Origin of the sequence: Bacillus sp. FDAARGOS_527 (genome assembly GCF_003812125.1) — a bacterium.
In the GTDB taxonomy this organism is placed as follows: Bacteria; Bacillota; Bacilli; order Bacillales; family Bacillaceae_G; genus Bacillus_A; species Bacillus_A paranthracis.
Genome location: NZ_CP033795.1, coordinates 725,015 through 746,350, shown reverse-complemented (window position 1 = coordinate 746,350; position 21,336 = coordinate 725,015). Strand labels below are relative to the sequence as shown.

Sequence of the window (21,336 nt, the reverse complement as noted above, 5' to 3'; positions counted from 1 at the left end):
TTTGAACAGTATATAATGTCCTCGACATCATTTTACAAAATCAACCGCTACTTTGTCATGTTTTTCTCAAAAAAGAAGAAAAGTTGACAAAAATAAAATAGGAAAGTGACATACACTCTCCTATTTTATTTCTCTATGCGTATGAATGTAAACCCGCGATAATTAAGTTTACTACAATAAAGTTAAACATAATGATTGCAAAACCAATTACCGCTAACCATGCTGACTTCTCTCCATGCCATCCTTTTGATAAACGTAAATGTAATACCGCCGCATAAAAGAGCCACGTTATAAGTGCCCAAACCTCTTTCGGATCCCAGCCCCAAAAACGTGTCCACGCTATTTGAGCCCAAATCATAGCGAAAATTAATGCACCCAATGTGAAAACTGGGAATCCAATTGCAATAGAACGATACCCTATTTCATCTAACAAATCGCTATTCGTATTTTTCACTAACGGCTGAAGTGCCGCTGATACTCGTTTACGTAAAATTAGCCTTAATACAATATAGAGTAACGTTCCGACTAACACTGACCAAATAACAGTATTTAATTTTTTCGCATTTACAATCGCCGGAACTTCAACTGTCGGCTCTAATTTATTTTCTGTCAGTAACTTCCCTTCATGCGGCCCCACTAAAGCCGGAAGATTGTATTTCATTTCCACTTGTTGTTCATTTTTATCAATCCATTGAAACTTTGCTTCATATTTCATACTAGAATATACCGTTGTTACTCCAATAAACCCAACTGTACAAACAAGTGTGAATACTACCGTCTCTAGCCAAAATGTACGTTTACTTTTCACTGATTGATCTACATTTTTTAATAAATACATAACGCCCGTAATAAAACTAATTGCTAAAATTGCTTGTCCTGCAGCCGCAGTCGTCACGTGAATATGTAACCAATTACTTTTTAAAGATGGAATAAGCGGTGATATTTCCCTCGGAAACATACTTGCATAAGCAATTAATAAAAGCGCAACTGGTAATGCAAATAGCCCGATTATACTTACGCGGTACATAAAGTACATGACAATAAATGCTCCGACAAGCATCATGCCGAAAAACGTACCAAATTCAAAAAAGTTACTAACTGGCGCATGACCTGATGCAATCCACCTTGTTACAAAATAAACTGTTTGTGCAATAAACCCTAAAATTGTAATCGTTATTCCTACATTTGCCCATTTATGACCCTTTTCTTTAATTGCTCCCCCAAAAAATAGAGTGGCAATTAAATATAAAATAAATGCGGTAAAGAGAAAGTTACTACTTATTTGCACCATATCGTTTCCCCACCTTAACTAATTTTTTTATCGACTACTTTATCATTTGGTTGCGGAATTGCTGTACCTTCTAGTACTCTTTCAATATCTTTCTTTAAACCGAACCAGTTTTTATTCGTATGTCCTGCAATCCACCATTCATCATTAACGCGTTGTATCCAAATACGGCGATGATTCCAATACATTCCTTGAATGACACCAACCATAAATATAAACCCTCCAATACCGAGAATCCAAAGCGTTAAATCTTTTCTTACAGTAAGTGCTGTTGCATTTTGCATTTCCACACCTGCAAAGGACATTTTATATTTGTTATTCCCATCAGGTTCTATATTTTGCTGAATACCAACAAAACTCACTTCACCATCTGGTGTTTCAGGTGTAAACATTTTAAATACAAATGCAGGGTTGTTTGGTAATTTTGTTTTTGTATTTGGTCTTCCATTCTCATCAAAATAAAAATCAGGGAAATAGCTTAATAGTTCTAAAGAATAACCATTTCCTAAATCATATTTTTCTGCAGGGTTTGTTAAATCAACTTTAATCGGTCCCCACTTTTGATTATTTTCTTTATTTTGCAAACGGAAGGACATACTTTTAAATTCATTTTCTCTATAACTCAATTGATAAACAGCAAATTGATCAAATTTCAGCGGTTCATTTACTCGAATTTCAACTTCTTTTACTTTTTCCAATTTTGGTTTTTGTCCAGCTATCTTTTCACCTACCGCTTTATATAATACGGCATTCGTTTGGAAGTTTTTCGCAATCATTTTATCACCTACACGGTCAATTGCTTCATCAAAAACTTCTTTATCCTTACTTTTATCATAAACTTCCTTTATAAACTTCTCGTTTTTTAAATAGTATTGCCCATCCGTTCCAGGTATTTCTTTCGTTTCACCGTCACGTAACCAAAGCGCTTCGTCTACGTACATACTTGGTAAAAAACGAAGCATCGCACCGAATAAAAAGATGATGAGACCGATATGATTCACATATGGACCCCAGCGTGAAAACCGTCCCTTTTCCGCCAAAATATTTCCGTCTTCCACTTTTACGTTATAGTTTCTTTTCTTTAAATTCTTTTGAACTCTTTCAAAATCACCATCTTGCGGTGTACCAGTACCGTATAATCTTTGTCTCTTTAAAAAGCTAGGGTGTCTTTTCACCCCTTGCTTCTTTAAGGCTTTATAAAGTGGAATGACACGATCTAAACTGCATATCACAAGTGAAATACCAATTGAAGCAATTAACATCATATACCACCATGAACCGTATAAATTATTAAAGCCTAATTGATAGTATAATTGCCCTAAAAATCCGTATTCTTGCTTATAATATTCAGCTGGTGCAATTCCTGGAGTTATGTACATTTCTTGCGGAAAAATAGTCCCTATCGCCGATGCAGCTAAAGTGATTACAATGAGCCATACACCGACTTTTACAGAAGAGAAAAAGCTCCAAATTTTATCAATAATCGTTTTTGTTTGCGTGAGAGATCTCCGAGCACTCCCCTCATAGCGCATATCCAATAGTTTTATATTTTCATTGCTTTCAAATGGTTTCCCACAAGCTTCACAAAAAACAGTTCCTATCGGATTCACATGTCCACATTCACATTTAATTTCTTTCAACACTCTCACCGCCCCTGTATCTATATGTACTATTGTATATTCTAACCTAAAGTTACCGCAATACTCAGAATTTTTAAACCAAAGGCACTATAGGTAAGCGCCTTGTATGTAAAGGTTTTCTTTATTACGGAGTGATTTTCTTTAAATACTCCTCCAATTGTTCCTTCGTTTGTTCACCTTTAATCTCTTGAATCACCTTACCATCTTTATCAATCAAGAAGCTTGTTGGTAATGGTATTACTCCATACGTTTTTATAATTTCTCCACCTTTATCGATTGCAACGGGGAACTTAAGATCGTATTGTTTCACAAAATTCTTAACAGCAATATCCGTTTCATCTGCATCTAACGCAATGATTTCAACGCCTTTTTCTTTATACTTTGGATATAGTTCATTCATATAAGGCATTTCTTTCTCACAAGGTTTACACCACGTACCCCAAAAGTTTAAAAATACACCTTTTCCCTTAAAATCTTTTAGCTCAATTTTCTTTTCTTCTAAATCTGTCACAACAAAGTTAGGTGCTTCTTTTCCAATTTCCATTTTCTCTTCTTTAGAGAAATATCCTTGATAAAGTGTAAATCCTACAGCACCACATAAAATGAGCAGAATAATAACGCGAAATAATAAGCGATTTTTTTTCATATTGTCTCCCCTCTCTTCGACGAGTGATGAATATATGTATTTTTTAATAAATCACCAGCGGAGCATTCCACTGGTGAAATTTTCACAATATCGATTAGCGAGGCTTTGTAGAAGCCAATGCACGTAATTGTTTTACCTCATGTGGTGTCAATTCTCTTGCATCACCAGGTCGCAGGCTTCCTACTTCTAAGAAAGCATAGCGTTCACGCTTTAGTTTCACTACTTTACAGTCTAAAGCTTCAAACATACGACGTACTTGACGGTTACGACCTTCATGAATTGTTAATTGTACAATTGCCATTTCTTTACGCTTGTCCCAAGAAATGATTTTCACACGCGCTGGTGCTGTTTTTCCGTCTTCTAACATAACACCGCGTTCTAACATGCGAATTTTCTCACCTGTTAGAGGACCTTTTATTTTTGCAACATATGTTTTTTCAACTTTATATCTAGGGTGCATTAATACGTTTGCGAAGTCCCCATCGTTTGTCATTAATAATACGCCAGACGTATCATAATCTAAGCGTCCGATTGGGAATAAACGTTGTGTAATTTCCGGGAAAAAGTCTGTTACAACACTTCTTCCTTTATCATCTGATACACTTGAAATTACGCCAGTTGGTTTATATAGTAAAAAATAAACAGGTTCTTCTTTTTCAAGAGGGATGTTATTTACTTCTACTTTATCTTGAGGAGTTACTTTCGTTCCTAACTCCTTCACTATTTTCCCGTTAACTTTCACTTTTCCTTGCTGAATTAATTCCTCAGCCTTTCTTCTCGATGCAATACCTGCTTGCGCAATCACTTTTTGTAATCGTTCCATTTCTTTTTTTCACCTCGAATTTATCTTACCTTACATTAGAAAGACTTGGCAACCGCATACGCTTGACGGCTTTTCGCTTCATCTTACTTAAACAACATAGCGATGATAATAAACATATAAAGGTCAAATCATGGTTTTACCTTTTATTATTGTCCATATTTTTCATATTGCTCACAATAAAAGTTCATTATTTTGTCAAAAATACCGCATAAAAAAACCACTATTAAGCAACACCTTAATAGTGGTCGTATACGTATTATAAGCGAAATAGCATAAAAAATGAATAGCATTACTGAAACAATAGAGAAACAAATACAATCGAACAAATAATTCCGATTAAATCGGCAAAAAGTCCTACTTTTAATGCATCTCCCATTTTTCTAATTCCAACAGCTCCGAAGTATACTGTTAAAATATAAAAAGTTGTGTCTGTACTCCCTTGCATCGTAGAAGCCAATCGCCCAATGAACGAGTCCGGTCCATACGTCGCAATTAAATCGGTCGTAATACTTAAACCAGCAGAGCCCGAAATAGGACGTATAAGTGCTAGTGGAACAATTTCTGCTGGGACATGAATTAAATCTAACATCGGCTTCATTACTGATATCATTGCATCTAATGCACCTGAAGCTCGAAATATAGAAATAGATACGAGCATTCCAACCATAAACGGTAAAATAGAGATTGCAATTTGAATCCCTTCTTTTCCCCCCTCAACGAACGATTCATACGTCGGAACTTTCTTTATCGTGCCATATAGAAGGATAAAACCAATGACACAAGGGATTACCCATAATGATATCGTATTGACAATGCTCATTTTTTCCGCCCCTTCCTACTCCTTCTTCGGTAAAAATAGCGGTCAATCCAAATCGCTCCGATCATAGAGAGTACTTGTGCAATGAATGTTACCCCAACAATTTCAGTTGGATTTGCTGATTCATACGTCATTCGAATCGAAATGACGGTCGTAGGAATTAAAGTAATCGCTGATGTATTTAATGCCAAAAACGTTACCATAGAACGGCTCGCCGAATCCTTCCCTCCATTTAACTCTTTCAATTGTTCCATCGCTTTAATGCCAAGAGGGGTCGCTGCATTACCTAAACCAAAAAAGTTTGCCATCATATTTGATAAAATAAATCCCATTGACGGATGATCCTTCGGTATTTCTGGAAACAGCCTTTTTACTATCGGCATAAAAAGTGCCACTAACTTTTTTAACAATCCGGCTTCCTCTGCAATTTTCATTAAGCCGAGCCAAAATACTAAAACACTAATGAGTCCTATACAAATCGTTACCGCATCTTTCGCTCCATCAAATACAGCTTTATTTATTTCTTCCATTGTTCCATTTATCATCGCATACACAATCCCAATGACAGCCATCGCTACCCATACGAGATTAACCATCGTTCCCAACACCTATCATGTAAGAAAAAATTTCTTTCACATTATTCCAGTACATTCCCGTTGTAGCTACTAACTTTCGTTTACTATAAAATAAATTCCGTTCTCCAACTTTCTCATTGCCAACATAAACGTCTGTCTTTCCAACCTTTACTCCATCCACAAGCTTTGCACTTTTATCTAGTTCAACTTTTAATACTACGCTCTTTTTTTCTTCTTCAGTTAAAGGTACTGAAAAACTATTTTTCGTGTAAACATGATTGGCGTATTTCTTTTCGGTTATTTCAGCAAGTGCTCCTTGTCCTAAAACTTTTGTTTGTTCGAAACGGTCAAAACCTTTATCAAATAAATTCATATGATCATCCCAATCACTAGAAGCGCTCAAAGTTACGACAATTAGATCTAGTCCATCTTTTGATGCTGTTGTAACAAGCGTCCGGCCTGCTTTCTTCGTAAAACCCGTTTTTCCTCCTGTTGCAAATTCATAATAAGACGTCACAAGTTTATGTTTGTTTTTCCACGGATAATCCCACGAATCTGATTTATACGTTTTTGTCCCAAAAATCTTCTTAAAGGTTTCGTTCCCCATTGCATACCTTGTTAAAAGTGCCATATCATAGGCCGACGAATAATGGGATCCATCTCCATCCAAACCATGTGGGTTTGAAAAGTGAGTATCTTTCATTCCAATTTGTTTCGCCTTTTCATTCATTAAATATACAAACCCTTCTATACTCCCTCCTACATTTTCAGCAATTACTTGTGCTGCATCATTACCAGATCTAAGCATGAGTCCATATACTAAATCCTCTAATTTTACTTTCTGTCCAGGCTTTAAATAAATTGCTGAGCCTTCTACTCTCACTGCTTCATTACTAACCGAGACCATTTCTTTCATTTTTCCTGACTCAGCAGCTAACAAGGCAGTCATAATTTTTGTTATACTAGCAATCTTTTGCGGCTCATGTTCTGCTTTTCCGTATAATACGCGACCTGACTGTTGCTCCATTAATACAGCATTTCGAGCACTAACATTGCTGGTCATCTTTGCATATGTAGGAATTGGTATAACGCTTGCGTACATAATAAGAAGCGTAATGATTACACAAATTCGTCTCATATTTCCCCCCACGTCCTTTTGGCACTTTTTGTACAAGTGTATGCTTGGCCTTTTAAAATATGAACGAAATCTCCCTCTCCTTCCAATAAAAAAGACGCAGAGAACCTGCGTCTAATAAGGTGTCCATTCTATTTGTTTTGCACTTTCAAATCTTTTTTCTACATCCGGCCAATTTACAACATTCCACCAATTTTTAATATATTCATCTTTTCGATTTTGGTATTGTAAATAATACGCATGTTCCCACACGTCTAGTACAAGGAGCGGTATCGTATCCCATTGTGTAAATAATTGATGAAGTGTACTCTGTAAAATTTCTAATCTTCCCGATCGCGGAACCCAAACGAGAATTGCCCATCCTGAACCTTCCACTTTAGAGGCTGCTTCTGTAAAATGTTTTTGAAAACGCAAGAAACTTCCAAAATCTTGTTCAATCCGGTGTGAAAGAGCCCCTCTTGGACTTCCGCCGCCACCTTTTTTCATGTTATTCCAAAATATTGTGTGCAAGTAATGACCTGATCCATGAAAAGCAGCTTCTCTTTCCCAATGCTTAATTAAATCAAATTGATTTGTTTTTCTCGCTTCTTCCATCATCTTCTCTGCCTTATTTAATCCTTCCACGTAACTACGATGATGTTTATCATGGTGTAACATCATAATTTCTCTAGAAATATACGGTTCTAACGCATTATATGGATAAGGTAGTGGTGGGAGTGTATGCCCTCCAATTGGAACAGCTCGTTCACTATCCCCTCTTTCACATAGTTCATATTCCTCTTCCCCCTGCACGAATACTTCCTGCAAATGATGCTGAATATGTTCTACATCATCACTTATTTCATACATAAACTCTGCATCTGTATCATACTCATGCTCTTTCATACGGTCTAATAACGTTTGAATTTTATAAGCAAGCATATGGACATCATACACTTCCATTGCACGGCTATCTAATACGTGAAGAACACTTTCACACCAGCTTTCTACTTCATGAAAGTAATCTGTGAATACACCTTGCTGACTCATGTTACACCTCCTTAATGCTATCCCCTTAAATATATTCAAAGGAAATCTCTTATATAACTGTACAAAAGGAAAAGAAGCTAAGTCCCCTCAGCTTCTTTTTCGCAGTTAATATTTGTGTAACATCTTTGTTTGATAATCCGTCTCATAATATTCTAATTCTTCACGCATCAATTGGAATTTCCCCTCTAAGCTCTTCATTACTTCCTCTACAGATGCAGGTGGTGTTTGTTGAAAAACGATGGAGTTTTTCCCTGTATAAGCAGACCGACTATTTTCATACCAATGATCACTCTTTGGTGAAAAAAACTCTGCAATTACTTGATGATAAATTTTATATAAAATCTTTTCAGCTGCTGTCTTTCGAAATGGCTGGCTATTTAACAAAACAAAACACGCATCATGCCCTTCTTCACAAAAAACGAGAAGACGTCTTATTGACGCTAATAACCCTTTATAATATTGTTCGTTTCCTGCCGGTGTCTCTTCTAATAAAGAAGGCAACGTATGATAATTTACATAATTGGTTATCAAATGAATAACATCTTCTAAAAACATAGAAACTTGTTCTGTTTGATTTTCCACCATTAGATTAGACATTTTTCCCTCTCCTTTGCCAGTTCACTCTATTTCTACTCTTTTATTTTTATGTAATTCAGCCAATATTTCTTGTACTTTCACGACTATTTCCTCATCAAAATATTGTTGGAATTCTTCTATATTATTTAAATACAAACGTTTTTGCATGCGAAGCTCATTCTCTTTCAGTAAACAACAGATCGCTACAATATCCCGCAAATATATGTCTTGATTTTCTACTTTACATACCGGATTTCCTTCAAAAGGAGTAATTTCTTGTACAACTTCTTCAAAATACCGAACATATAAAACAGAAAAGGTTCTTTCTTTATCATTTAATATATATGTCACTTCAGATCTATTAAAAAAATCTTCTGACGTATTAGGTTTTGCTTTCTCTAGCTCATATCCCGCATAACCTATTATAATCATCTACTTCCCCTCTCTTCCTTCTTTCAATTTATTTTAACTTAATTTTCTGACAAACGAAATACTCTTTTAAATATAACCCTTATAAAAAATAGCTTCCTTATACAGGAATTTACCTTTTTATTTTTCTTGAAGTTTGTCATAATAATATTATTGTCTCAGTTTTCTTATACAAGGAGAGTTGTATTTATGTCGTTTTCATGGAAACGTTTCTTACAAATCGGGAAAATTATCTTCCCATTTGTTGTATTAACCATTGTATTCTTTCAAGCAAAAAAAGAATTAGCAGGCATTTCTTTTTTAGAAGCAATCAATACAATTAAAAACATTCCAACCGGAGGAGTCTTTTTAGCCATTACACTTGGTGCATTTGCCGTATCAACAATGTTCTTTTACGACTATGTTATGCTTCGTTATTTAAAAGCTGATATACCTGTCCAAAAGATTTTTCGTATCTCATGGATTGCTAATACCTTAAATGGATTTATTGGATTTGGTGGTCTCGTTGGAGCGGGTGTACGTACGATGCTTTATCGTCCATACATAAAAGAAAATGGCAAGCTGATTAAAAGTATCGCCTGGATGACAACTGCTTTTATTAACGGACTCGCTATTCTTTCATTCCTCGGCCTTATTGGAATATTAGACACAAGTTTTATTTTGCATGAAAAACCGTGGCTATGGCCTGTTTTGATCTTCTTCGCCCTTTTCGTCCCTATATACATTGGCTTTTCTAAACTAAAAAATAGAAAACCAAAGCAAACCGAAGGACAAGATGAACGAGAAGAAGAGAAAAATCCAACTGTTTTATACTCATTAGTTTCATTAGTTGAGTGGGTATCTGCTGGTATTGTTATGTACGTCATACTAATATTATTTGGCATTGATATCGAATTTCAAAAGTTTTTAGGTGTGTATGTAATCGCTGCTTTAGCTGGTGTTGTTAGTCTTGTACCTGGTGGACTTGGTTCATTTGACCTTGTCTTTTTAACTGGGCTCGGACAATATGGCATTGATACAGGCGTATTACTACCTGCTATGTTATTATATCGCCTCGTCTATTACATTTTACCATTCTGCCTTGGTCTTATTTTTGCAGCTTTTGAAATGACAGGCGTGGCCATTAAAAAGTTTGAAGACAAACCTTTTATTGCGCCTGCATTAGAAACAACTGGTGTTATATGGACTTTGCAGCGTGATTTTCTAGGAAAACTAGGTTCGTGGGCCTCTGCTGCTTTAACAGTATTTGCTGGATTAATGGTTATTTTATCGACCATTCTACCGACAAGTATAAACAGAGCACACGCCTTACATATTCTAGCTCCAAAACATCTTATTCAATTTTCTTTTAGCTTATCACTAACATTCGGTATTCTCCTCCTGATCCTTTCACGAGGCATATATTATGGAACAAAGCGTTCTTACTATATGACGATTATTTCTTTAATCGGAGCAGCTATCTTTAATACGCTAAAAGGGATTGATATTGAAGAAACGTTTATTTTATTAATTGTACTCGCTGTATTATATATGCTTCGTAAAAGATTTGTACGCGAGAAAATGGAAGTCTCACTTTCTGATATCGTAAAAGTTTTTATATTCTTACTTATAACTTTATATTTATATAAAAACTTAGGTATTTTATTTGCAGGTGCAAAAGAAGCTTTTAAACCTGATTTTGTCGTTCGTAATATTACGCAAGTAAAACGAAGTGCATTAGCAGCTGCCTTTTTCGTTCCTACATTTTTACTGATTGGCTCACTCATTGCTAATCGTTATCGAAATGAATTTCCCGGGCAACCAGCTAATGATAAAAGATTACAAAACTTTTTAGATGAACATGGTGGAAATGTACTTAGTCATTTAGGTTTCTTAGGCGATAAACAATTCTTCTTTAGTAGTGATGGGAAAGCGCTCCTTCTCTTCTCTATAACTGGAAAACGTCTTGTTGTGCTAGGTGATCCAATTGGAGATCCTTCCTCCTACCGTACTGTGTTACAAGAGTTTTTAGCTGAAGCTGACCGATTTGGATACATTTGTGTATTCTACCAAATCGAAAGTAAATGGATGAGTTTATATCATGATTTTGGTTACAACTTCTTTAAGCTTGGTGAAGAAGCTGTCGTTGATTTGAACACATTTACAATAACAGGAAAAAAACGCGCCGGTATGCGAGCGACTTTCAACCGTTTTGAACGAGAAGGCTATACATTCTCTATTCACCAGCCGCCGTTCTCAGATGAACTATTTGAAGAATTAAAAAAAGTTTCAGATGCGTGGCTCGGTGGAAAAAAAGAGAAAAGTTTCTCACTCGGATACTTTGATCGTGAATATATTAGCCGTGCTCCTATCGCTACATTATCTGATACAGATGGAAAAATCATTGCATTCACGACATTTATGCCCGTATATCAAGACGGATCATTGTCTGTTGATTTAATGCGCTATTATCCAGATGCGCCTAGCGGCATTATGGATGCAATTTTCATCCACCTATTCCAGTGGGCAAAAGAAAATGAATACCACTCCTTTAATATTGGTATGGCACCACTTTCAAATGTAGGTTTATCGACACAATCTTTCTGGTCTGAACGGGTTGCTGCTGCCATCTTTAATAATGTTCGTTACACATATAGTTTCAGCGGGTTACGACATTTTAAAGAAAAATATAAACCAACATGGAGCGGTAAATATTTAGCATTTAGAAAGAATCATTCTTTACCAATTACAATGCTCTCTGTAACAAAATTAATAGGAAAAAGAAAAAACAGCTAACTAGTTAGCTGTTTTTTCTTTTTTGAACTTGTACAATAAATTCTTTTTCATATTTCTTACCATTTATATAGAAATCTCCCCATATTTTGTACGTTCCTTCAACGGGAAATGTAATACGGTATTGTAATTGCCCCTCTGTATCAACAGGGATTGCATATAAAAAATTTTCTCTCGTTTCATCCACAATATAGAGCGCCTCCACTTCTCCTCTCTCTGCATGTAATTTCAATTTCTCACCCTTTTTCGCTTGAAATTGAAATGTTAACGTCACTGGCTCATTCGGATGCAGTGCACCGAATAAAAGAGAAACTTCATACTCCCCTATTTTTTTTGTAAGTACACTATCAATTGGAAACTTTACTTTTTTCTTATTTTTCTCCTCTATTTCCTTCCCAAAATCTTTCTTCGCAAATGATTGCACAGACTTATTTTTGTCTTCATATAAAAATATTGTATAGCCTTCATCTTTCGCTATTTTAGAAGATACCTTATATGATCCATTTCCTGCAAATGCAGGTTTCATTTGTTGTACATGTTTTAATTGTCCGTCTACAATAACTGCCCGAATTTGATCATTCACACCACGTACTTCGCTATTTTTATTATTTAATAATTGAAACAAAATATCTGCTTTCTCATTTCCTTTTCCATTTGACACATCCCATTTTACTTCCTGAACATCACCTACAGTCTCTGTTGTTTCTTGATACTTTTTTATGTAAAATCCGCCTACTACAACAAATAACAAAGCAACAAGTCCAATGACAAGATTTTTCAAAACATCACCTACCATTTTTATAGTCTCTATTCATACAAAACTTCTTTCATATATATTCTAGATTATGATTTATGAAATCCTTCTGTTTTGCACATATTACAAAGGATAAAAAAGATTTTAATTGAAAGGATTCATAGTGTATAATGCAAATGATATTGATTTCTATCAATACATTATAAGGAGGACTTTTCATGAGTGTACATATTGAAGCAAAACAAGGTGAAATCGCTGAATCTATTCTATTACCTGGTGATCCATTGCGTGCAAAATATATTGCTGAAACATTTCTAGAGGACGTTACTTGCTATAATAACGTTCGTGGAATGTTAGGATTCACTGGAACTTATAAAGGAAAACGTGTATCTGTGCAAGGTACAGGTATGGGTGTTCCTTCTATTTCTATTTATGTAAACGAATTAATCCAAAGCTACGGAGTTAAAAATTTAATTCGTGTTGGAACTTGCGGTGCTATTCAAAAAGACGTAAAAGTACGTGACGTTATTATTGCAATGACAGCTTGTACGGATTCTAATATGAACCGTTTAACATTCCCAGGATTTGATTTTGCACCAGCTGCAAACTTCGACCTTCTAAAGAAAGCTTACGATGCTGGAACTGAAAAAGGCCTACACGTTCGTGTTGGTAACGTTTTAACAGCAGATGTATTTTACCGTGAGAGCATGGACATGGTGAAAAAGCTTGGAGATTACGGTGTACTAGCAGTAGAAATGGAAACAACTGCGCTTTACACATTAGCAGCGAAATACGGTGTAAATGCATTATCTGTCTTAACAGTAAGTGATCACATCTTCACTGGTGAAGAAACAACATCTGAAGAGCGTCAAACTACATTTAACGAAATGATTGAAATCGCTTTAGATGCAGCAATTCAACAATAATACATTAAAGAACTCGTCATACGTCTGTCGAGTTCTTTTTATGTGACTTTTTATTAAAAACTACTTTCAGAAGAGACAGATTTTCTCCTCTACTTTTTTGTAACGTTTGTTATAATTAAGAAATCATTTACAGTATTTCTCACAAGAGGTGACGCAGTGAAAAACAGAAGTATCGTCTTTAAACTATTCTTATTAACATCGACATTATTTACAATCATATTCCTCCTATTTTTCCTAGGACAATCTCTATTTTTAGAGAAATTTTATATTAATAAAAAAGTAAAAACAGTTCAAACTGCTTTTGAGGATTTCGTAGATACGTACGAAAAAAGTGGGAAAAGTTATGAAGAAATTCGAAAACTAAAACAAGAATTTCATGATAAAACAAATGCTGATATGCAATTTCTATCTCCTGAAGGCATTATTAAAAGTGACAACAATTACTATATTGATGTAATTAATCCTAAAAATAGTGAAGCATATTCCATTCCGCTCAATAATCTTTTAACGCCCGAAGAATATAAAAAATTTGAAAACTTAGGATTGAAAAAAGATGACATGATCAACGTCGTCGGTTGGGTACGAGGGAAAATAATAACACCACTAGAATTGACAACAAGTTATAATCGATGGCAAAACGAACGTATCAATTCAGATTTTTCATCCATTAATGGCAATCCTTCTAAAAATAGAATTACAAGCCGATACAAACCTGTGACTCAAATTGAGTTTACTGGTATTGTTTCTAAGTTACAGCTTCCATCCAAAGCGGATGTTCGTCTTGCAAATGATTTTGAAACATTACAAGCCGTTCAATATTTTGCAGATATTATTAGAAATGGTACTGCTAACTCGCATCAATTAAGCTATTTTCTACTAGATAGTGAAGAGAATATAAAAAATAGCATCTTTGTAAAGCCTATTATGGAAAATGGAAAGATTACAGAATATGCTTTTGCGATAGCATCCTTGCAACCTGTTAATGAAGCGATGCTCGTTTTGAAAGATTATTATGTCTATGCCTTAATCATCGTATTTCTCGTAATTATTTTGTTATCCTTCTACTACTCAAAAATTATTGTGAAACCATTAATTAAAATGAATCGTGTTACAAAAAAAATGGCCAATTTTGATTTTAGCGAGAAATTACCTGTAACAGCAGACGATGAAATTGGAGGGCTTTCCGGTAGTATTAATACGTTATCTGTAAATTTAAAAGACCGAATTGATCGATTAAATGTTGCCAATACAAAATTACAACAAGATATTGAACGTGAACGTCAATTAGAGAAAACGCGAAAAGAATTCATTTCTGGTGTATCACACGAATTAAAAACACCACTTAGTGTAATTAGAAGTTTCGCAGAAGGAATTAAAGATGGCGTTAGTAAAGATACGACGTATTACACAGATGTTATTTTAGAAGAAACCGAAAACATGAACAGACTTATTGTTGAAATGTTAGAATTAGCAAAATTAGAATCAGGTACGTACAAGCTAGATATGACGACATTCTCAATCGGTGAACTAATTCAACAAGTCTATACAAAGTTATTATTTAGCATGGAGGAAAAACATTTACAAGTGAATATAGATGTAGACCCTTCTATATTTGTGAAAGCGAATCGTAGTCGAATTGAACAAGTAGTTGTGAACTTACTTAGCAATGCAATTCGCTATACGCCAGATGGAGAAAAAATACAAGTCTCCGTTATAGAAATGGAAGATACAGTAAAAGTTGAAATCGAAAACACAGGAAACCCTATTCCAGAAGACAGTCTTGAAAAAATTTGGGATCGTTTCTACCGTTTAGATGCATCGCGTAGCCGTCATACTGGTGGTACTGGTCTTGGATTATCTATTGTTAAAAATATTTTAGACCTCCACCATGCCGAGTATGGTGTATATAATACGACTAATAGTGTTGTATTCTACTTTAATTTACAAAAAGTAAAAGAAGTCAAATAATTTGTCTTAATTTCACTAGGAGTTCACATGAAATTCACACTCTCCCTTTATAGTTAGAAACAAGTTAATCCTTTCCTTTACACATATAAAAGAGGAGAGTGCGTGAAATGAAACAAGCAGGACAACCTATTCAAAATGAAAAACAATTAGAAACTATCAAAAATATACTTTTACAATCTTCGAAACGTGATGGCTTATTATTCGTATTAGCTGTAAATTCTGGCTTAAAAGTAAGTGAAATCTTACAATTAAAAGTTAGTGATGTAATCGATGAAAATGAAAATGTTCGCCATTCCATTTTATTTTACAATGAAAAAGTAAAGAAACATAAATGGTTCGCTGTAAATGAAGACTTACAGCACGCAATCGAAGACTACATGAAAGAACGTAAAACTTGGAAACGTAATGAACCATTATTAAAGTCTCAAAAAGGAACAAAATCTATTACGAGACAACATGCGTGGTACATTTTAAACAAAGCTGCAAAAGAAGTTGGATTAGAAGGGATTAGCTCACATACACTTCGAAAAACTTGGGGATATTGTGCATACAAATCAGGTGTTGATATCGCATTTTTACAACACTTCTTTGATCATAGTACTCCATCAAAAACTTTAAAGTATATCGGTATTGCTTAATAACTCTTATACATAAAAAAGGTTACCATTTATAAATGGTAACCTTTTTTATGTTTCACATTCTCTTTTCTTGTCTCTCCTATATTGTAGTGGTACTCTAATAGTAAGGGGGAGAAATTATGAACACTTTAACAATTGAATTACCGAAAGAAACGGCTGAAAAACTTGATTTATTGAAACAAGCTTATGAAAAGAAAACAGGTGCTTCTATTTCTGAGAGTACTCTTGTTCAAACACTTATCTCAAAAGAATTTATCCAAGCGATAACTCCTTTTGATTTACAACAATTCATCACTAGCAAAGAACAGCATTAATTGCTGTTCTTTTTTTATACTTTATCCCGCATTAACGGGCAGTAAGACCCCCACCTCAAAATTCAGCGGAAGTAAAGAAGTTAGATGGAGGTCGGGCTGCCCGTAAAAGCCCGATTGGTGAGGGCTGATAATCAGTGGGGGATGAACAAAACCTCACTGATTATCAGGGGTTTGCAGGAAATCTACCTCGAAACAATTCTTTACTTTAGCCAAACTCCTATTAGGGATCTCCCTATCGTTACTATCCCATAAAAAATTTTTTATTTATTTTCAGGAAAACCATTGACAATGATAATGATAACCATTATCATTTATTACGAAGCCAACAATTGATGAATCAACCAAACGCTCAGTAACATTGTTACCCCTCTTTTTCATATAGAAAGGCACTGTACATTCCCCCTGTTTGTACAGTGCCTTTCTTGTTTATTATCACTCAAACAAATTTAATTGCTCAGGCTTTGGCTCACCATATGTAATGTTCATCATTTTCATAAGCTGTTTCGCATTATCAGCTGCATCTCCGCCTGAATTATTGTTAAATAATACGTATATGTCCTTTGTCTGCTTTTTTAATTGTTCTAGTCTTTCTACCCATTCTTCTAATTCTTTATTGTTGTAGCGATATAAGCAACGAACCGCTCTCCAATTTTCCCCTTTATCAAGCCAGCCATGAACATTTCGGCCATGAAAACGGATTAACACCATCTCTGCATTCGTCACTTCTAATACGAGTGGTACTGAACCCATCCCTGCCTGTGGCTCATCACAAATTGTATGAATCCATTTTTCTTGCTCTAGAAACTGTAACGTCTTATCTCTCATTTCTGGATAAAACCATGTTTGATTTCGAAATTCTATTGCACACGGCAAACCTTCCATTTTTTCTTTCGTATATCGAAGAAAATCTACATTTTTCTTTTTACAATCAAACCATGGTGGATATTGAAATAAAATGGTTTTTAATTTACCAGCTTCAATTAAAGGAAGAATAGATTGTTTATATACATCAAACATCTCATCGAACGTAGAAAAAGGAACTTCACCTTTCATATGTCCTGTCATTCCTTGATATGCTTTGACGATAAAAGAAAAATCTTTCGGTGTTTCCATTGCCCATTTTGTATAGTTTCGTGCAGGTTGCATCGCATAAAATGAACTATCCACTTCTACTATAGGGAAATACTCACTATATGTTCGTAATTTATTTCTATTTTCATAGGGGTCTATATATAAAGAATCATGATCTCCCCACCCTGTTACTCCAATGAAAAGCAAATATATTCCTCCCTTTTTAACTTCACCTACTATCCATTCTACTCACTTCCTGAACACTTCGACCAATCAATTTCATTAAGTAGTCCCTTCTTTAAGAGTATCCGTATAAAAATATGATATACTAGATGGAAGAATTTTTAAATTGAGGGGTTATTTATTTATGCTTCCAAAAGATGATATTGTGTCTCATGAAAAACGAATAGACGAATTAGAAAATAAAGTACGTTTTTATGAAGAACTTGTGAATCAATTACCACATCATTTTACATATAAAAATCCACAGATTGGTTTACAAATAAAGAAAACGAGATCAACTCATTCTATTCAAAACATACAAAAAGAGAATAAAGAGGCTGATTTTCAGCTTACTTGCGATTCATTATTTTTATTTAAACAACTTGAAACATACTTTGTTCATATTTTTGATGCTTTTTCACATCATGTAACCTTTGTTGATAATAAGGGAAATATAACTTTATGTAATCAGGCTGCGGCAGATGATTTTGGTGTAGTACGAAATGATATAATCGGAAAGCCAATTCAACAATTACTAAAATTACCTGAAGAAAAAATTAAAGCTCTTGAAACATTAAGAACAGGCACAGAAATATATAATGAAGAAGTTTTAGACAAAAACTATGGTATTTTAAATAACCGAATTATTCGTGATTATAACGGAGAAATTTTTAGAGTTATTAGTGTCTTTCATTATTTAAACACAGAACGTGATGCAGAAAAATTTTCGTTAGCAGGGCGAATCGCAGCTGGTATTGCACATGAAGTCCGTAATCCTCTTACAACCGTACGAGGTTATTTACAATTTTTACAAGAAACTGTTTCTCCATCTAATAAAGAACTATTTAAAAACTTACTTATTCCTGAATTAGATCGCGCAAATAGTATCATTACAAAATTTTTATCTATTTCAAAAACACGTGAATTTACAAGAGAACCCTTTCCAATTAATACATTTTTACGTGAGTATATTCAACAGTTACTAGCTAGCGAAGTCTTTTTACATAACATTTCAATTAATTATAATTTTTCTACCGAATTAGATGATATTTTAGTTCATATTGATCGTCATGAACTTGTGCAAGTTTTTTTAAACTTATTCCAGAACGCTGTCGATGCTCAAGGGGAAAAAAAACTTTCTATCCAAATTACTAGTTACCGCCTAGATAATTTTGTTCGTATTACTTTCACTGATAATGGGACTGGTATTCCATCAGCGATTCAAGAATATATCTTTGATCCATTCTTCTCAACAAAAGATTCCGGTACAGGACTCGGCTTGGCAGTAACGAAAAAAATTATTCAAAATCATAACGGTACATTAAAAATGACTAGTAATGAAGATGGTACTACTTTTACTATTTCAATTCCAATCTTACCTAAAACAGCCCTTGAAAGATTAAATCAAGACAAATAAAATTCAATTCACGAACTGCATGTCAATTGTTAAATCCCTTAACAATCGACATGCAGTTTTTTATGTTGAACTTTTCTTCTTTACATTATATGAAACCTTCTCTATATCTTACTTATTTGTTTGCCAAGCGGGCCAATTTCTTATTTTTTTAGAAATGGTAGTTTGTCCATCACGGATTTAGTATAAATTTCATTTTAATATATAGTAATGACTATTGATTCTATGAAAGAAAGGAATGAAAAGATGAACAATAAAAATAAAGGAAAAGTATTTTATGGTAATGACTGTTGCGAAGTCAGAGCTTGTAGTCATATTAACATCTCTAAGTCCGAACTTACAGAATTTGTAAGACTTCTTCAAGCTCTTGGCCAAGCTATTCAAGCTGTCTTTCAAAACCCTTCTCAAAATAATATCGATAACTTAATCGCTGCTCTAAATAACTTACAAAAATTTCTCAATTGCTTAGATTTATCTCCAGCACAAAAACAAATTGGAAATTCTATCATTGCTAATCTATTAACTATTTTAAGAACAACACCTTTCTCATGCGGAGCGTTGTACGTTGAACTACAAAGCCTGCTTAATTATTTATTGTATATCGCTAAGTTATTCAAAGTAGATTGTTGTACGACCGACAAACTAGTTAAACTTATAACAGAGATCCAAGCTATCCTAGTTCAATACGGATCAGGTTGTCTTGGAGGCGGAGGCGCAACAGGGGCTACTGGCGCTACTGGGCCTCAAGGACCGGCGGGGGCTACGGGTGCTACTGGGCCTCAAGGACCAGCGGGCGCTCAAGGTGCCACTGGACCTCAAGGACCTCAAGGCGCTCAAGGACCTGCAGGTGTTCAAGGCGCTACTGGACCTCAAGGGCCTCAAGGTATTCAAGGACCTGCAGGGGCTACCGGTGCTACTGGTGCTCAAGGTGTTCAAGGACCAGCAGGGGCTACTGGCGCTACTGGTGCTCAAGGCGTTCAAGGGCCTGCAGGGGCTACTGGCGCTACTGGTGCTCAAGGACCTCAAGGTGTTCAAGGGCCTGCAGGGGCTACTGGCGCTACTGGTGCTCAAGGACCTCAAGGCGTTCAAGGGCCTGCAGGGGCTACTGGCGCTACTGGTGCTCAAGGACCTCAAGGTGTTCAAGGGCCAGCGGGGGCTACTGGGCCTCAAGGACCAGCAGGCGCAACAGGGGCTACTGGTGCTCAAGGACCTCAAGGTGTTCAAGGGCCAGCGGGGGCTACTGGGCCTCAAGGACCTCAAGGTGTTCAAGGGCCTGCAGGGGCTACTGGTGCTCAAGGACCTCAAGGCGTTCAAGGGCCAGCGGGGGCTACTGGTGCTCAAGGACCTCAAGGTGTTCAAGGGCCGGCAGGGGCTACTGGCGCTACTGGTGCTACTGGTGCTCAAGGACCTCAAGGTGTTCAAGGGCCTGCAGGGGCTACTGGCGCTACTGGTGCTCAAGGGCCTGCAGGGGCTACTGGTGCTCAAGGACCTCAAGGCGTTCAAGGGCCAGCGGGGGCTACTGGGCCTCAAGGACCAGCAGGCGCAACAGGGGCTACTGGTGCTCAAGGACCTCAAGGCGTTCAAGGACCAGCAGGGGCTACCGGTGCTACTGGGCCTCAAGGTGTTCAAGGGCCTGCAGGGGCTACTGGCGCTACTGGTGCTCAAGGACCGGCAGGCGCAACAGGTGCTACTGGTGCAACCGGACCAGCGGGTACACCAATTCCTGTAACGATCGCGGCAATCGGAAACTCAAATCCACAAACTATATCACCTGGAACAAACCTTCAATTCAATCAAGTGTTTGAATTAACTAATATCTCTTTCAATGATACTTCAGATACTTTAACGATTTTAGAAACAGGCGTATATGATATTAGTTTCTCAGCGTCTACAACTTTCCCAGGGTCTTCACCATTTGGATTCGGTATTTCATTCAATGGTCAACCACCTACTCGTAATTTCTCAACTAACGTTATCGGTAGTGCTGTTTCTTTCTCTACAATTGTTACTTTACAAGCTGGTACAACGATTTCTATACAGCCTACAGCAAACACTATTTCTATTCCTAACACAGGCGATACAACAGCAACACTATCTGTATTCCGAATTTACTAATTTTCGCTTAAAAAGTATATTTAAAATAATATGTATCGTTTAACCGTGCATTAAATCTCTCTTTATATAGAAAGGAGCACTTATTTGGGAGGATAAGTGCTCCTTCTTTACGTTTCTTTACCTCAAATTTACTCTATCTTAATCCTTATTTTGTATGATAAATAGTGAAGTCAAAGATATGAAA

19 protein-coding genes are annotated in these 21,336 nt (G+C 35.8%); 7 read left to right on the top strand and 12 right to left on the bottom strand.

Annotated features, from left to right (window positions below):
* Nucleotides 1-133 precede the first annotated feature (133 nt).
* The 10 genes from resC to EGX95_RS06175 all read right to left on the bottom strand — a co-directional run bounded on the left by resC (nt 134) and on the right by EGX95_RS06175 (nt 8,961).
* Nucleotides 134-1,291, bottom strand: coding sequence for a cytochrome c biogenesis protein ResC (gene resC / locus EGX95_RS06220; protein WP_000250096.1), 1,158 nt, complete (start codon nt 1,289-1,291; stop codon nt 134-136).
* Between the two features lie 14 nt (nt 1,292-1,305).
* The gene (gene resB / locus EGX95_RS06215) at nt 1,306-2,931 is read right to left on the bottom strand and encodes a cytochrome c biogenesis protein ResB (protein WP_000910530.1); all 1,626 of its coding nucleotides are present in this window, start codon (nt 2,929-2,931) and stop codon (nt 1,306-1,308) included.
* A 121-nt stretch (nt 2,932-3,052) separates the two neighbouring features.
* Nucleotides 3,053-3,574, bottom strand: a complete 522-nt coding sequence (resA, locus tag EGX95_RS06210; protein ID WP_000742197.1) for a thiol-disulfide oxidoreductase ResA — start codon at nt 3,572-3,574, stop codon at nt 3,053-3,055.
* A gap of 94 nt (nt 3,575-3,668) precedes the next feature.
* The gene (rluB, locus tag EGX95_RS06205; protein ID WP_000440555.1) at nt 3,669-4,397 is read right to left on the bottom strand and encodes a 23S rRNA pseudouridine(2605) synthase RluB; all 729 of its coding nucleotides are present in this window, start codon (nt 4,395-4,397) and stop codon (nt 3,669-3,671) included.
* A 289-nt stretch (nt 4,398-4,686) separates the two neighbouring features.
* Nucleotides 4,687-5,217 (bottom strand): spore maturation protein SpmB, encoded by a 531-nt coding sequence (gene spmB / locus EGX95_RS06200; RefSeq protein WP_000029510.1) that lies wholly within the window; start codon nt 5,215-5,217, stop codon nt 4,687-4,689.
* A complete protein-coding gene (spmA, locus tag EGX95_RS06195) occupies nt 5,214-5,810 on the bottom strand; it encodes a spore maturation protein SpmA (RefSeq protein WP_000247808.1) in 597 nt (198 codons plus the stop codon). The genes spmB and spmA overlap by 4 nt, the downstream gene beginning before the upstream one ends.
* Complete coding sequence (gene dacB / locus EGX95_RS06190; protein ID WP_001252622.1) at nt 5,803-6,927, bottom strand: D-alanyl-D-alanine carboxypeptidase DacB; 1,125 nt, start codon at nt 6,925-6,927, stop codon at nt 5,803-5,805. Before dacB ends, spmA begins: the two co-directional genes overlap by 8 nt.
* A 111-nt stretch (nt 6,928-7,038) precedes the next feature.
* Nucleotides 7,039-7,953, bottom strand: coding sequence for a superoxide dismutase (locus tag EGX95_RS06185; protein WP_000082669.1), 915 nt, complete (start codon nt 7,951-7,953; stop codon nt 7,039-7,041).
* Between the two features lie 105 nt (nt 7,954-8,058).
* A complete protein-coding gene (locus EGX95_RS06180; protein WP_000067567.1) occupies nt 8,059-8,550 on the bottom strand; it encodes a YpuI family protein in 492 nt (163 codons plus the stop codon).
* Nucleotides 8,551-8,571: 21 nt separating this feature from the next.
* Entirely contained in the window at nt 8,572-8,961 is a 390-nt protein-coding gene (locus EGX95_RS06175) for a hypothetical protein (RefSeq protein ID WP_000583786.1), read from the bottom strand.
* Between the two features lie 186 nt (nt 8,962-9,147).
* Here EGX95_RS06175 and mprF point away from each other — a divergent pair, with 186 nt between their 5' ends.
* Nucleotides 9,148-11,733, top strand: a complete 2,586-nt coding sequence (mprF, locus tag EGX95_RS06170; RefSeq protein ID WP_000010861.1) for a bifunctional lysylphosphatidylglycerol flippase/synthetase MprF — start codon at nt 9,148-9,150, stop codon at nt 11,731-11,733.
* A gap of 4 nt (nt 11,734-11,737) precedes the next feature.
* On the opposite strand, the gene EGX95_RS06165 is transcribed toward mprF, so the two are convergent.
* Complete coding sequence (locus EGX95_RS06165; protein ID WP_000232625.1) at nt 11,738-12,526, bottom strand: hypothetical protein; 789 nt, start codon at nt 12,524-12,526, stop codon at nt 11,738-11,740.
* Between the two features lie 176 nt (nt 12,527-12,702).
* On the opposite strand from EGX95_RS06165, the gene deoD reads away from it, so the two are divergent.
* From deoD to EGX95_RS06145, 4 genes are all read left to right on the top strand, one after another.
* Nucleotides 12,703-13,410 (top strand): purine-nucleoside phosphorylase, encoded by a 708-nt coding sequence (gene deoD / locus EGX95_RS06160; RefSeq protein ID WP_000110707.1) that lies wholly within the window; start codon nt 12,703-12,705, stop codon nt 13,408-13,410.
* A 156-nt stretch (nt 13,411-13,566) separates the two neighbouring features.
* Nucleotides 13,567-15,378, top strand: a complete 1,812-nt coding sequence (locus EGX95_RS06155; protein ID WP_000797491.1) for a sensor histidine kinase — start codon at nt 13,567-13,569, stop codon at nt 15,376-15,378.
* 107 nt (nt 15,379-15,485) lie between these two features.
* Nucleotides 15,486-16,016: a tyrosine-type recombinase/integrase gene (locus tag EGX95_RS06150; RefSeq protein WP_000806236.1), complete on the top strand. Its 531-nt coding sequence runs from the start codon at nt 15,486-15,488 to the stop codon at nt 16,014-16,016.
* Nucleotides 16,017-16,135: 119 nt separating this feature from the next.
* Nucleotides 16,136-16,330: a DUF3924 family protein gene (locus EGX95_RS06145; protein WP_001094859.1), complete on the top strand. Its 195-nt coding sequence runs from the start codon at nt 16,136-16,138 to the stop codon at nt 16,328-16,330.
* A gap of 432 nt (nt 16,331-16,762) precedes the next feature.
* On the opposite strand, the gene EGX95_RS06140 is transcribed toward EGX95_RS06145, so the two are convergent.
* Nucleotides 16,763-17,608, bottom strand: a complete 846-nt coding sequence (locus EGX95_RS06140; RefSeq protein WP_000897343.1) for a DUF72 domain-containing protein — start codon at nt 17,606-17,608, stop codon at nt 16,763-16,765.
* Between the two features lie 160 nt (nt 17,609-17,768).
* Here EGX95_RS06140 and EGX95_RS06135 point away from each other — a divergent pair, with 160 nt between their 5' ends.
* Nucleotides 17,769-19,040, top strand: coding sequence for a PAS domain-containing sensor histidine kinase (locus EGX95_RS06135; protein WP_000937008.1), 1,272 nt, complete (start codon nt 17,769-17,771; stop codon nt 19,038-19,040).
* Nucleotides 19,041-19,283: 243 nt separating this feature from the next.
* Nucleotides 19,284-21,152 (top strand): Gly-Xaa-Xaa repeat protein, encoded by a 1,869-nt coding sequence (locus EGX95_RS06130; protein ID WP_014297731.1) that lies wholly within the window; start codon nt 19,284-19,286, stop codon nt 21,150-21,152.
* Nucleotides 21,153-21,336 lie beyond the last annotated feature (184 nt).